The sequence below is a fragment of the Kitasatospora sp. NPDC018058 genome, assembly GCF_044327205.1.
Classification (GTDB): domain Bacteria; phylum Actinomycetota; class Actinomycetes; order Streptomycetales; family Streptomycetaceae; genus Kitasatospora.
Window position 1 is genome coordinate 1 of sequence record NZ_JBIRFA010000012.1, and the last position, 13,885, is coordinate 13,885.

The 13,885-nt window shown below is 73.2% G+C and carries 10 protein-coding genes; 4 read left to right on the forward strand and 6 right to left on the reverse strand.

From position 1 onward, the window contains the following. Window positions 1-366 precede the first annotated feature (366 nt). From ACH4E7_RS18380 to trpS, 3 genes are all read right to left on the reverse strand, one after another. Complete coding sequence (locus tag ACH4E7_RS18380) at window positions 367-1,041, reverse strand: nucleoside/nucleotide kinase family protein (RefSeq protein WP_396250068.1); 675 nt, start codon at window positions 1,039-1,041, stop codon at window positions 367-369. A 39-nt stretch (window positions 1,042-1,080) separates the two neighbouring features. Further along, entirely contained in the window at window positions 1,081-2,031 is a 951-nt protein-coding gene (locus ACH4E7_RS18385; protein ID WP_396250069.1) for an LD-carboxypeptidase, read from the reverse strand. 167 nt (window positions 2,032-2,198) lie between these two features. Beyond that, a complete protein-coding gene (gene trpS / locus ACH4E7_RS18390; protein ID WP_396250070.1) occupies window positions 2,199-3,263 on the reverse strand; it encodes a tryptophan--tRNA ligase in 1,065 nt (354 codons plus the stop codon). A 264-nt stretch (window positions 3,264-3,527) separates the two neighbouring features. Between trpS and ACH4E7_RS18395 the strand changes: the two genes are divergently transcribed. After that, window positions 3,528-3,833, forward strand: coding sequence for a hypothetical protein (locus tag ACH4E7_RS18395; RefSeq protein WP_396250071.1), 306 nt, complete (start codon window positions 3,528-3,530; stop codon window positions 3,831-3,833). Between the two features lie 127 nt (window positions 3,834-3,960). After that, window positions 3,961-5,172 (forward strand): hypothetical protein, encoded by a 1,212-nt coding sequence (locus ACH4E7_RS18400; protein ID WP_396250072.1) that lies wholly within the window; start codon window positions 3,961-3,963, stop codon window positions 5,170-5,172. A 23-nt stretch (window positions 5,173-5,195) separates the two neighbouring features. Here ACH4E7_RS18400 and ACH4E7_RS18405 read toward each other — a convergent pair whose 3' ends face one another. Beyond that, window positions 5,196-5,729 (reverse strand): NUDIX hydrolase, encoded by a 534-nt coding sequence (locus ACH4E7_RS18405; protein WP_396250073.1) that lies wholly within the window; start codon window positions 5,727-5,729, stop codon window positions 5,196-5,198. Window positions 5,730-5,852: 123 nt separating this feature from the next. Here ACH4E7_RS18405 and ACH4E7_RS18410 point away from each other — a divergent pair, with 123 nt between their 5' ends. Then, window positions 5,853-6,788 carry an ATP-grasp domain-containing protein gene (locus ACH4E7_RS18410; RefSeq protein ID WP_396250074.1) on the forward strand — a complete coding sequence of 312 codons (936 nt, stop codon included), beginning with the start codon at window positions 5,853-5,855 and terminating at the stop codon, window positions 6,786-6,788. 102 nt (window positions 6,789-6,890) lie between these two features. Here the strand turns inward: ACH4E7_RS18410 and ACH4E7_RS18415 are convergent, their stop codons facing one another. Next, on the reverse strand, window positions 6,891-10,826 hold the full coding sequence (locus ACH4E7_RS18415) for an ABC transporter ATP-binding protein (RefSeq protein ID WP_396250075.1): 3,936 nt from the start codon (window positions 10,824-10,826) through the stop codon (window positions 6,891-6,893). Between the two features lie 401 nt (window positions 10,827-11,227). Next, window positions 11,228-11,911, reverse strand: a complete 684-nt coding sequence (locus ACH4E7_RS18420) for a TetR/AcrR family transcriptional regulator (RefSeq protein ID WP_396250076.1) — start codon at window positions 11,909-11,911, stop codon at window positions 11,228-11,230. 132 nt (window positions 11,912-12,043) lie between these two features. Here ACH4E7_RS18420 and ACH4E7_RS18425 point away from each other — a divergent pair, with 132 nt between their 5' ends. Next, window positions 12,044-13,756, forward strand: coding sequence for a carboxyl transferase domain-containing protein (locus ACH4E7_RS18425; protein ID WP_396250077.1), 1,713 nt, complete (start codon window positions 12,044-12,046; stop codon window positions 13,754-13,756). Window positions 13,757-13,885 lie beyond the last annotated feature (129 nt).

Consider the following 13,885-nt stretch of genomic DNA (forward strand, 5'->3'; position numbering starts at 1 on the left):
CGCTGTTGAGTTCTCAAGGAACGGACGCTTCCTTCGGACCGCCTTCCAGCGGGCCCTCCGGGCGCTTCGTTCTTTCGTGTTTCCAGCTTATCAGACGTTTTCCGCTCCGTTTCCGGGGCTTCGTTCATCCAACTCGCCGCTGTCTTCTAGGGCTTGACACCCCGTCTGACGTTTCAAACTCTAGCCGATCCCCGCTCCGAAAAGCGAATCCGGCCGCAATCCGATAAAACGCGCACGCCGAATAAGCGCCAGGCCGCAACGCAAGCACGCGAAAACGACCGGCGAGAACCGGAAGTGGTGTTTCAGGGGATTGGCCGCCCCGGGACCGTCCGCGCAGATGCGTGTCCGGTGCTCCCTGTCGAGCGACTAGAGAACACTACCCCTCTCCGGCGCTTCGGGCAAACCGATTCCGGGGACGGTCCGGGTGCAGAGCACGCGGCCCGGCTTCACGTACTCACCGTTGGGGTGGTCGTTGCCGGTGACCCACTGGCGGGCGGCGGCCTCGTCGCGGCCGCCGTCGCGGTGGCGGCGGAGCAGGCGCTCCTCGCGGACGGCGTCGTCGGTGTGGATGTACCAGAGTTCGCGGAGCAGGCGACGGGCGTCCGGCCAGGGGGTGTCGGCGGAGGCGAGGTAGTTGCCCTCGGTGATGACCAGGCGGGTGTGCGGGCGGACGACGTGGCGGGCGGCGACCGGCTCGTCCAGGGTCCGGTCGAAGTCGGGGACGTAGATGTCCTGGAAGCGGTCGGCGGCGATGCGGCGCAGCAGGGCAAGGTAGCCGTGAGCGTCGAAGGTGGCCGGGGCGCCCTTGCGGTGGGTCAGGCCGAGGCGGTCGAGCTGGGCGGCGGAGAGGTGGAAGCCGTCGAGCGGGACGTACGCGGCGGTGCCGGGGCCTTCGGTGCGTTCGACCTCGGCGACCAGGTGGCGGGCCAGAGTGGACTTGCCGGCGCCGGGCGGGCCGGCAAGTCCGAGGATCGTACGGGCGTTGCTGCCCGGGCCGCGGAGGAATCCGAGGGCAAGGGCGGTGACGCGGTCCTCGTTCATGGCCGCACCCTACTCATTCGGGTGGGCCTGGAGGCCGGCTCAGGAGAGGGCGGGCAGATCCAGCGTGAGGGTGCCGGCGTCGGCGTCGAGCAGGGCGGGGACGCCGAGCGGGACGGTGAGGGTGGACGGGCAGTGGCCGAAGCCCAGTTCCCAGAGCACGGGCACGCCGAGGCCGCCGAGGCGGTCGAGCATCACGTCCCGGACGCGTTCGGGGCGTCCGCAGCCCTCCCAGGAACCGAGGGCTATGCCGGCCACGCCCTCGAGGGCGCCGGAGCGCAGGAACTGGGTGAGCAGGCGGTCGAGCTGGTACGGGTGCTCGTTCACGTCTTCGAGGATCAGGATGCTGCCCTCATAGGAGGGGCGGGCGGCTGGTGTGCCGCGCTCGGCGGCGAGGACGTGGACGCATCCCCCTGCGGTGACACCGCCGGCGCGACCGGGGACGAGCGCGGTGGCGGTGGGCGAGGTGAGGAGGGTGGTGGCGGCGGGCTCGAAGAGGGTGCGGCGCAGGTGTTCGGCGGTGGGGCCGTCGTTGACGAAGGAGGCGCTGGCGACCAGCGGGCCGTACAGGGTGGCGAGGCCGACGTGCTGGGCGAAGGCCTCGTGCAGCGAGCTGACGTCGCTGAAGCCGATGAAGGGCTTGGGCCGGGCCGCGCGCATCGCCGTCCAGTCGAACAGGTCGACCAGGCGGTGGACGCCGTAGCCGCCGCGAGCGCAGATGACGGCGTCGACGGTGGGGTCGAGCCAGGCGTTCTGGATGTCGGCGGCACGGTCGGCGTCGGTTCCGGCCAGGTAGCCGAGGGTGGGGTGGGTGTCGAGGACGTGCGGTGCGACGGTGACGCGCAGGCCCCAGGAGCGGAGGATCTCGCAGCCGGCGGTGAGTCGCTCGGGGTCGATCGGGCCGCTGGGGGCGACGACGGCGATGTGGTCGCCGGGGCGCAGGTGCGGCGGACGGGTCAGTCCCTGGCCGGACGTGGTCGGGTTCTGGTCCATGGGCCGAGCCTTTCGAGGAAGGAGTGGGGGCTGCGGGCGGCCTCGGGACGTGGTCGAGGCCGCCCGGTGACGATATGCCCCCGCCCTGACCTGCCGATGTCCGCGGGTCGGCGGGCTGAGGGCGCTTCAGGCCGGCTGGGGACGCTCCGAAGCCGGCCGATGGCCCTTCAGATCGCCCCCATCACCTGCCGCACTTCGGCGAGGGTGGCATCGGCGATGGCGTTGGCCCGCTCGGCGCCGTCGTGCAGGACCTGCCGCAGGTGGCCGCGGTCGGCGGCGAGGTCGGCGCGGCGGGCGCGCATCGGGCGGAAGTACTCGTTGACCGATTCGGTGACGGTGCGCTTGAGCGCGGCGGCCCCGCCGTCACCGATCTCCTCAGCGATCGTCTCGGGGGCGCGGTCCTGGCAGAGCGCGGCGAGCAGGACCAGGCCGGACACCTCGGGGCGGTTCTCCGGGTCGTAGCTGATCCGGCGTTCGGTGTCGGTCTTGGCGCCGCGGATGATCCGGGCGGTCTCGTCCTCGGTGGCGCCGAGGGCGACGGCGTTGCCGCGGCTCTTGCTCATCTTGCCGCCGTCGGTACCGAGCAGCATCGGGGCTTCGGAGAGCAGGGCCCTGGGCCGGGGGAAGACGGCGCTGCCGTCGGCGTGCGGGTAGCGCTCGTTGAAGCGGCGGGCGACGGTGCGGGCGACTTCGAGGTGGGGCAGCTGGTCCTGGCCGACCGGGACGAGGTCGGCCTTGCAGAACAGGATGTCGGCGGCCTGGTGGACGGGGTAGGTGAACATCAGTCCGTTGACGGCGGCCTGGCTGGAGTGGGCGATCTCGTCCTTGACGGTGGGGTTGCGGCTCAGTTCGGCGACGCTGACCAGGCTGAGGAAGGGCAGCAGCAGCTGGTTGAGGGCGGGAACGGCACTGTGCGCGAAGATCGTGGCGCGCTCGGGGTCGAGGCCGGCTGCGAGGTAGTCGAGGACGAGGTTCTCGGTGTGCTCGGCGAGCCGGTCGGCCAGGTCGCGGTCGGTGATGACCTGGTAGTCGGCGACCAGGACGAACATCTCGACGCCCTGGTCCTGAAGCCGGACCCGGTTGTGCAGGGTGCCGAAGTAGTGGCCGAGGTGGAGCGGGCCGGTGGGGCGGTCACCGGTGAGGACGCGGTGGGCGGCCGGGTCGTCGATCGGCTCCGGGGCGAGCAGGTCGGACGTGGTCGCGGTGACGGTGGTCGCGGTGGCGGTGGTCATCGGGGTTCTCCCTCGGTACGGCGGTGGTGTCGGCCGTCCGGGGCGAGGGGCCCGTCCCGCGGGGGAAACGCAGCAGGGCCGTCCATCCCGGACGGCCCTGGTCAGGCGAGTGAGGTGGCCGTCCTAGGACGGCCACCAGCACAGGCCAGTGAAGCGCTTCATGCGTGCAACGATAGCGGCACTCCCGCCGCGGCACCGGCCTTTGCAGGCATAGCCCCTCGGCGACGGCCGCGTCGGTCCTCCACGACCAGCGCGAGGGTGTCCGTGCGCAGCGTTGCGCTGCGGAAGAACTCCGGTCGTACCAGGTCGTACCAGGTCGTACCAGGTCATCAACCCGGCACCGAGCAGCAGGATGCCGACGCCGACCGGATCCTCTACCACGGGTACGGCAGCCCCGGCTCGACCAACCAGGACGCGGTGCTCGGCGGCGCCCTCTGGATGACCCTCGGCGCGGTCAAGTCCGCTCAGGCCCGGCCGGTTTCGGACGAGACCTGGTTCCTCGGGCTCGGCGTCACGGCGGTGAACGCGGTACTGGCCGATCTCAAGGGCTTCGTCGCGACCGGGAGTTGAGCCGATACGCCCGGTAGGGGGCGGCGGTGATCTCTCGGTGGTCGCGCGCACACGCCCGGGAATGACGCTTGGAGCTGGTCGCGCGGTGCGGGAGGATCGTCGGGACCGTCCCCCGAAGGGCCCGCCGATGACCTCGCTCCATCCCACTGCCACCGACCCGTCCCTGCCCTGCCCGCCTGCGGACGGCACCGACTCCTCGCCTCCGGGCGCCGTCCCGCCCGTCACGGCCGCAACATCCGTACCGGACGCGCTCTCCGCGCAGATCTGCTCGATCGCCACGGCGGCCGAGGGCGGCGCAGCCGCGTCCGGCGCGACCCGGCAGGGCGGCACCTCCCGCCACGACTCGGTGCCGCGGCCGCGCACCGAGGAGGACGTGGAGGCGTACCTCGCCGCGGCCGCCGAACCGGCTGCGGCGGGGGGCGATCCGACGGCAGCGCGGCTCCGGGCGGCCTTCGCCGACCGGCTGCGGGCCGCGCGCGCCGAGGGGCGTTCGCTGACCGAGCTGGCGGCCGCGTGCCGGCGCCCGGTCGAGGAGGTACGGGCACTGATCGGCGAGGAGGCCGTGGAGGGCCCCTCCGAGCAGGACGTCCCCGTCGGCGGGACCGGGCCGGGGTTCGTCCGGCTCCAGCAGCCGACCGCGCCGGCGGAGGCCAACCGGCCCGCACCGGTGCCGCGTTCGGCACGCGAGGAGGTCCGGAGCCTCGGTTCCCGGCGGCCGTCGCCCTCGCGCCGACTGCGCCGGATGCACCCGCAGGCCGATCGGACCGGGCAGGAGGCGGCCGCACGGGAGACGGCCGCGACCGACCCGGTGGGGGCGGAGCCGCGCGGTGCGGGGTGGGCAGGTGGACTGGCCGGTGCAACGGGGGCGGTGGCTGATCACATACCTCCGGGCACCGCTGTGGAGACCGCGTTCGGGGCCTCGTACGGTGCCCCGAACGGAGCTTTGTTCGGGGCTTCGTTCGGGGCTTCGGCCGGAGCCGGGAGCGAGGCCGGGCCCGGGGCGGCCCGGGCGGAACCGCCGCTGGGCATCCTGATCGGCGGCAGCCCCGGCCAGCCCGAGGCCGTCGGCCGCTCGGAGGAGCGGACACCGGTCCGGGTGGCGGCGGAGCCGATCCGGGTCGGACGCGGCACCAGCCTGGTCGTGCTGCCCTCCTGGCGTCCCGCTATCGCCGTCTCCGTGTCGACCGAGCAGCTGCTCGCCGAGACCGGGCTGACCGTCGGGCAACTCGCCGACGCCCAGCTGACGGTGATGATGAACCCCTGGGCGCTGCACGACCGGGAGCTGGACCTGCACGGCTGGGAGCCCGGTCCGGCCGCCGGGCGCGGCGGGCGCGGGTAGCGACGGCGGTCCGGGGCGGCGGGCTAGCGGGTCGCCGGGGCATTCGGGATGTAGCCGAGGTCGACGGGCACCGGAGGGCGCCCGTCGACCGCCCAGCCCGCGCGGACGGCGTCCAGCAACTCCGGGAGCCGGGGCGGCCAGAGCGCGTCGGCGTTCTCGTCGGCCAGATCGGCCGGGGTCCACCAGCGCCAGTCGAGGATCCGGTCCTGCGCGTGCACCGCGCTGACGTCGCCGACCGGGCCGCGGTGCGGTCCGCTGGTCAGGTAGATGTGCTCGTGCTGGCGGACCGGGGTGCCGTGCCAGGTGAAGTCGTGCTCCCAGGTGCAGAGCAGCGGGCCGGGCTCGAGGTCGGTCCAGCCGGTCTCCTCCCACAGCTCACGCCGGGCGCCGACCAGCGGGCTCTCGCCGCGCTCCAGTCCACCCCCCGGCATGGTCCAGTGCACGCCGACCTCGTCGTTGTCCGAACGGAGCAGGAACACCGAGCCGTTCTCGTCCAGCACCACCGTGCGGGCGGCCTGCCGGGGAACGCGTTTGCGGGGTCGCAGCAGATTTCGCATCGGGACACTCTGACAGCGCCCGACCGGGGCGTCGAGCGAATTCACCGCGCTGGTCACCCGCTTGAACCGCGCCCTGCACCGAGGCGGCGCCGCGGCCGGCCCGCCGGCCGTACCCTGGCCGCCATGCCCGTGCCCTCGATCATCTTCCCCGCCGATCCGCTCAACCCACGCCGGCCCGATCCGCACTTCACCTGGGAGGCCAGGACGCTGCGGGAATTGGGCGGCGAACACCACCTCGTCGACCACGACGCGCTGCTCGCCGGGCACGCCGAGGAGGCGGTCCGGCGGGTGCCCCGGGACAGCGGCCCGCTCTGGTACCGGGGTTGGATGCTCCCCTCCGCCCGGTACGCCGAGTTCGCCGCCGCGCTCACCGCCCGCGGCGGCAACCTGCTGACCAGTGCGCCCGGTTACGCGGCGGCACACGAACTGCCCGGCTGGTACGGCGCGTTCGAGGGGGCGACCCCGCCCAGCGTCTGGATCCCGTCCACCGGGACGGCGGCGCCCGGGCCGGAGGAGCTGGCGGCGGCCGCGGCCAGGCTCGGCGGGAGCGGGCCGGCGATCGTCAAGGACTACGTGAAGTCGCGCAAGCACGAATGGCACGAGGCCTGCTACGTACCGGAGCTGGCCGACCTGGCAGCCGTCGGCCGGGTGGTCGGACGGTTCATCGAGCTGCAGGGCGAGTTCCTGACCGGCGGAGTGGTGCTGCGGCGGTACGAGGAGTTCGAGCGCTCGGATGGGGGGCCGGACCACGCGAGCGACGGGTCGGACGGCGCGAACGGTGCCGGCGGGCGGGCCGTGGAGGCCCGGGTGTGGTGGCTGGACGGCCGGCCGATCCTGATCGGGCCGCACCCGGACGCCCCGCACCAGGAGGTCGAGCCCGACCTGACCGACGTCCCCGCACTGGTGCGCAGACTCGGCTGCCGCTTCGTCACCACCGACCTCGCCAGCCGGGCCGACGGGTCCGGCTGGCGAGTGGTCGAGGTCGGGGACGGGCAGGTGAGCGACCTGCCGCGCGGGATCGATGCGTCGGGGCTGCTGGCCTCGCTGATCGCCGCCTGACGGCTTGCCCGTCGGGCGGCGATCGGTCCGGACCCCCTTCGGTCGGGGCTGCTTCAGTCGGGGCGGCTTCCGTCGAGGCGGCTTCCGTCGAGGCCGGACGGGCTACCCGGCGGCGACCGTTTCGGCCGCCGGGTGGCCGTCCGCGATGAACGCCTGCCAGAGCCGGGCGTACACGCCGTCCCGGGCCAGCAGTTCGGTGTGGGTGCCGTCCTCGACCACCCGGCCGTGGTCCAGCACGACCACCCGGTCGGCTCGCTCGGCGGTGGTCAGGCGGTGCGCGATGACCAGGGTGGTGCGACCGCCGCTGAGCCGGTCCGCGGCCTGGTTGACGGCCGCCTCGGTGGCCAGGTCGAGCGCCGCGGTGGCCTCGTCCAGCAGCAGGATGTCCGGGTCGACCAGTTCGGCCCGGGCCAGGGCGATCAGCTGGCGCTGACCCGCCGAGAGGTTCCGTCCGCGGCCGGCGACCTCGTGGTCGTAGCCGTCCGGCAGTCGGACGATCATGTCGTGCGCGCCGACCGCGCGGGCCGCCGCCTCCACCTCGGACGCCGAGGCGTCCGGCCGGCCGTACGCGATCGCCTCGCGGATCGTGCCGGCGAACAGGTACGCCTCCTGCGGCACCACGCCCAGGCGGTGGCGGTACTGTGCCAGGTCGTAGTGGGTCAGGTCGACCCCGTCCACCCGGACGGTGCCGGCCGTCGCGTCGTAGAACCGGGCGACCAGCTTGACCAGCGTCGACTTGCCCGCGCCGGTCTCGCCGACCAGCGCCACCGTCTGACCGGCGGGGATGTGCAGGTTCACGTCGCTCAGCACCTCCGGGGCGCCGTCCGCGCCGCCGTTGTAGGCGAAGCCGACGCCCTCGAAGGAGATCTCGCCGCGCAGCCCCTTGGGTACCGGGACCGGGTCGGCCGCCTCGGCGGTGGTGGTCGGGGTGCGCAGCAGCTCGCGGATCCGGCCCAGGCCGACCGAGGCCTGCTGGTAGCCGTCGAACACCTGGGACAGCTGGTTGACCGGGGCGAAGAAGAGGTCGATGTAGAGCAGGTACGCGACCAGCGCGCCGACCGTCAGTGTCCCGGCGTCGACCCGGGCGGCACCGACGATCAGCACGAGCGCGGCGGCCACGCTGGAGAGGAACTGGACGAACGGGAAGTACAGCGAGATGTAGAGCTGTGCGCGGACCCGGGCCTCGCGGTACGCGATGCCGCGGGCCACGAAGCGGTCGGTGTTGGTGTCCAGCCGGCGGAAGGCCTGAACGATCCGCATGCCGGCCACGTTCTCCTGCAGGTCGGCGTTGACCGTGCTGATCAGGTCGCGGGAGCGCTCGTACTGGTCCTTGGACTTCTTGCGGAACACCAAGGTGGCGATCACCAGCAGCGGCAGCACGGCGAAGACCACCAGGGCCAGGCCGGCGTCGATGATCAGCAGGGCGACGAAGATCCCGGCGAAGGTCAGCAGGCTGACCACGGCAGTGACCATGCCGGTCTGCAGGAAGGACGTCAGCGAGTCCAGGTCGGTGGTCATCCGGGTCATGATCCGGCCGGTCAGCTCGCGCTCGTAGTAGTCCAGGCCGAGCCGGTTGAGGTGCGCGAAGATCTTGAGCCGGAGGGTGTAGAGCACGCGCTCGCCGGTGCGGCCGCTGACCCGGTTCTCGGCGCTCTGCACCACCCAGTCCAGCAGCACCACGACCAGCGCGGTGAGCGCGGCCACCGCGACGCCGGCCATCAGGCCCTTGCGAACGCCCTCGTCGATGCCGTGCCGGATCAGCACCGGAAGCACCAGGCCGGCGGCCGCGTCCAGGGCGACCAGGAGGAAGGCCAGGGCCAGCGGGGCACGGAAAGGCCGCAGCAGGCGGCCCAGGGTGAAGTCAGGGTCGCCGGCCTCGGCCTCGACGCGGGGGACGGCCGGGGTGTCGGCGGCCGGCGGGAGCGCGGCGACCTTGGCCATCAGGTCGGGGTCGGCGGTTCGGGCCGCCTTGGTCAGGGCGGGGGTGGCGGCGGTCGCGGCAGCGGGGGGCTGCTCGGCCCGGCCGGTTCGCCCGCCCTGCTCGGCCTCGTCGGTCGCCGGCCCGGTGGGATCGGTCGTCTGGTCGGGCTGAGGGATGCGGCCGGCCTCGGGGTCCGTGATCAGGGCCCGGTACTGGGGACATCGGGCTTCGAGTTCCTCGTGCGTCCCGATGTCCAGCAGTCGGCCGCGGTCCAGGACGGCGATCCGGTCGGCGAGCTGGAGGGTCGAGCGGCGGTGGGCGATCAGCAGGGTGGTACGGCCGGTCATCACCGAGCGCAGCGCGTCGTGGATCTCCGCCTCGACCTGTGGGTCCACCGCGGAGGTGGCGTCGTCCAGCAGCAGGATCCGGGGATCGGTGAGGATCGCCCGGGCCAGGGCTATGCGCTGGCGCTGGCCGCCGGACAGGGTCAGGCCCTGCTCACCGACCTTGGTCTCGTAGCCGTCCGGCAGCGCGCGGACGAACTCGTCGGCCTGGGCGGCGCGGGCGGCGGCGACGATCTGCTCGTCGGTGGCGTCCGGACGGCCGTAGGCGATGTTGGTGCGGACCGACTCCGAGAAGAGGAAGCTCTCCTCGGGGACGATGCCGACCGCCGCGCGGACCGAGTCCAGGGTGAGGTCGCGCAGATCGTGCCCGTAGAGGCGGACGGCGCCCGCGGCCGGGTCGTAGAAGCGGGGCACCAGCTGGGCCACCGTCGACTTGCCGGAGCCGGAGGCGCCGACCAGGGCGAGGGTCTCGCCGGGGGCCAGCTGCAGGCTGAGGCCGTGCAGGACGGGGGCGGGGTGCTCGGGGTCGTAGCGGAACTCGACCTGGTCGAACTCCAGGGCGACCTCGAGGGCCCTGGGGCCGACGGCGGTACCGGTCGGGGCGTCATCCTTCCGGGCCCCGTCGGCGGTGCCGGCGGGAGTGCTGGCGCGGGTGAGGTCCAGGGTGAGCGCCTCCGGGCGCTCCTGGACCAGCGGGCGCTCGTCGATCAGCTGCAGGACGCGCTCGACGCCCGCCCGGGCCTGCTGGCCGACCGTGATGACCATGGTCAGCATCCGCACCGGCCCGGTCATCTGGGCGACGTAGGTGGAGAAGGCGACGAAGGTACCGAGCGAGACCTGCCCGTCGACGGCCAGCCAGCCGCCGAAGGCCAGCACCGCGACCTGGGCGAGAGCCGGGATCGCCTGCATCGCCGGGTTGTACCGGGCGTTGAGGCGAATCGAACGGAGCCGGGCGGCGAAGAGGTTGTGGGAGGCCTGCTCCAGCTTGCCCTGCTCCTGCGCCTCCTGACCGAAGCCCTTGACCACCCGGACGCCGCCGATCGCGCCGTCCACCACGCCCGCGACTGCGGCCGCCTCCTGCTGGGCGGCCCAGGTGGCGGGGAACAGGCGCTTGCGGCTGAGCACGCTGACCCACCACAGCGCGGGGGCCATGACCAGGGCGATCAGGGTGAGCGGCGGGGACAGCCAGAGCATCACGGCCAGCGACATGACGAACATCAGCAGATAGCCGGTCATCATGGGCAGCATCGAGAGCAGGCCGTTGATCAGCTGGAGGTCCGAGGTCGCGCGCCCGACCACCTGGCCGGTGTCCAGGCGGTCCTGGCGGTGGCCGTCAAGCCGACCGAGCGAGCGGAACAGGTCACTGCGCATGTCGTGCTGGACGTCGAGGGCGAGCTGACCGCCGTAGTAGCGGCGGACCTGGGTGCAGCCGAAGACCACGACGGCCGCGAGCAGCAGCACCACCGCCCACGGGGTCAGTGAGCGGGTGTGGGCGACGATGACGTCATCGATGATCAGCTTGGTGACCAGCGGCACCAACGCGGTGACGGCCATGCCGAGGAGCGAGGCACCGAAAGCGAGCAGCAGGCTGCGTCGGGACCGCCAGCTGTAGCCGATCAGTCGGCGCAGCCAGCCGACTGCCTCGGCGGGCGCGTCGGGGTGCGTCTCGGCGGGCGTCTCGGGCTGCTGCTCGACGAGCGTGTCCGTGGGCGGCTCGGGGGCCGGTGGGCCGCTCGGGGATTGCTCCACCGTGGATCCGTGAGTCTCAGGCATATTTAGGGATGCTAACCATTTCATCGGTTGACCGCCATGGCATTTTCCGGCCGCGCGCGGCGGCCGGGGTGGGCACCGGGGCGGCCTGGATCGTCCGGTCCGGCGGACTGGGCAACAGCCTGCGGCCTGCGCTGATTCCCGGCCGAACACATCTGCGGTTCGCACGTCCGCCGCCCTTCCAGGGTCGCCGACAGCCCGTCGGGCAGCCCAGCGGCCCGGGGGCGGGCGGGGCCGTTCTTTGGACCTAGGGCCGGGGGCGGGCACGGGCGGTGCGGTGCGGTGCGGTGCGGTGCGGGCGGTGCGGTGCGGGCGGTGCGGTGCGGGCGGTGCGGTGCGGTGCGGTGCGGGCTGGAGGTTGAGCGCTCGAGCGGTGTAGCGCTCGGGTATGTGACGCCCGGTCCTCAGGCCCGCCCGGACGGGTCGGTGGCCGCCGAGTCGGAGCCGACCGAATCGGAACCGGCCGAATCGGCGGCGGCCGCGAAGGCGCCGTGGGCGAGGGTGTGCAGCAGTGCCGCCATGCCGTCGCGCTGCAGGCCGGTGCGCTCACCCTGGGCCGGGTTCGGGCCGAGGCTGTGCGGGGTCGAGTTGATCAGGCCGAACACCGCGTGCACGGCGGCCCGCGCCACCGGCTCGGCGGCGGGGTCGGCGAGCGGCGGGTAAGCCTGCCGGACCACGTCCACCCACAGCTCGACATAGCCGCGCTGGAGCCGGCGGACGGTGCGGCGGTCCTCCTCCTTGAGGTTCAGCAGCTCGCGGTCGTGCAGGGTGATCAGGTCGCGGTCGTTCAGGGCGAAGTCGACGTGGCCGCTGATCAGCGCGTCCAGCGCGGCGGACGGGCCGTCGCCGCCGCCCGCCCGGCGTCGCCCCTCCTCCAGCAGGCGCTCGCTGATGCCGATCAGCAGATCGGCGAGCATCGCGTCCTTGCCGGCGAAGTGGCGGTAGAGCCCGGGGCCGCTGATGCCGACGGCCTTGCCGATCTCGTCCACGCCCACACCGAGGAAGCCCCGGGCGGCGAACAGTCGCGCGGCCTCCCGGCGGATCTGGTCGCGGCGTGGGAGCGCGGAGGCTGCGGGGACGTTCGGCATGCTGCCCATCGTAGACAGTCGGGTTATCGGCCGTTAACCTGGGCGTGTAAGTTAACGTTAATTAACGTGGGATCACGGGCGCACCGCACCCGGCCCGCGCACCTGCTGCCGAGGGCAAGGGAGCTCTTGGGAATGGCCATCTCAACCACCGGCGCCCCCTCCGGCGTCCGGCTCAGCGCGGCGAACGGCACGGCGGCGGCACCGGGTGCCGTACCGCCGGGAGCCGCCGCTCCGGCTCCCCGGCTCGGCACCTCCGTCGACCCGGGCTCCGCGGCCTACCAGGCCAACACCGAGGCGCACCAGGCCCTGGTCGCCGAGCTGCGCGCCAAGCTCGCCGCGGCGGCCCTGGGCGGCGGCGCCAAGGCCCGCGCCCGGCACACGGCGCGCGGCAAGCTGCTCCCCCGCGACCGGGTGGACACCCTGCTCGACCCCGCCTCGCCCTTCCTGGAGCTGGCCCCGCTGGCCGCCGAGGGGATGTACGACGGGGCGGCGCCCGCGGCCGGGGTGATCGCCGGCATCGGCCGGGTCGCCGGACGCGAGGTGGTGGTGGTCGCCAACGACGCCACCGTCAAGGGCGGCACCTACTACCCGATGACAGTGAAGAAGCACCTGCGCGCCCAGGAGGTCGCGCTGGAGAACCGGCTCCCCTGCGTCTACCTGGTGGACTCCGGCGGCGCCTTCCTTCCCATGCAGGACGAGGTCTTCCCGGACCGCGACCACTTCGGCCGGATCTTCTACAACCAGGCCCGGCTCTCCGCCGCGGGCATCCCGCAGATCGCCGCCGTGCTCGGCTCCTGCACGGCCGGCGGCGCCTACGTCCCGGCGATGAGCGACCAAGCCGTGATCGTCCGCAACCAGGGCACGATCTTCCTGGGCGGGCCGCCGCTGGTGAAGGCCGCCACCGGCGAGGTGGTCACCGCCGAGGAACTGGGCGGCGGCGACCTGCACTCCCGCACCTCGGGCGTGACGGACCACCTGGCCGAGGACGACGCCCACGCCCTCTCCATCGTCCGCAACATCGTGTCCGGGCTCGGCCCGCGCCCTGCCAAGCCGTGGCCGCTCACCCCGGTCGAGCCGCCGTCCGTCGACCCGGCCGGCCTATACGGGGCCGTCCCGGTCGACCCGCGCACGCCCTACGACGTGCGCGAGGTGATCGCCCGGCTGGTCGACGGCAGCCGCTTCGCCGAGTTCAAGGCCGAGTACGGCGCGACCCTGGTCACCGGCTTCGCCCGGATCCACGGCCACCCCGTCGGCATCGTCGCCAACAACGGTGTGCTCTTCTCGGAGTCGGCCCTCAAGGGCGCCCACTTCATCGAGTTGTGCGACCAGCGCGGCATCCCCCTCCTCTTCCTGCAGAACATCACCGGGTTCATGGTCGGCCGGCAGTACGAGGCGGGCGGCATCGCCAAGCACGGCGCCAAGATGGTCAACGCCGTGGCCTGCACCCGGGTCCCGAAGCTGACCGTGGTGATCGGCGGCTCGTACGGAGCCGGCAACTACTCGATGTGCGGCCGGGCCTACTCACCTCGCTTCCTGTGGATGTGGCCGGGCTCCAAGATCTCCGTGATGGGCGGCGAGCAGGCGGCCTCCGTCCTCGCCACCGTCCGCCGCGACCAACTGGAGGCGCACGGCGAGGAATGGCCGACCGAGGCGGAGGAGGAGTTCAAGCGACCCGTCCGCGAGCAGTACGAGCGCCAGGGCAACGCCTACTACGCCACCGCCCGGCTCTGGGACGACGGCGTGATCGACCCGATGGACACCCGCACCGTCGTCGGGCTCGCCCTCACCGCCTGCGCCAACGCCCCGCTGGCGCCGCCCGCACCGTACGGCGTCTTCCGCATGTGACGCCTCACGGCGTGACCCTCGTGATGCACCCCCTGATGTGACCCCTCTCTTCCGGGTGTGACTCCCGCGGCGCCGGCCCGCCCTTCGGGCCGGCGCCCCAACCGCCCGCCGCCACCTCCTTCGTACGGC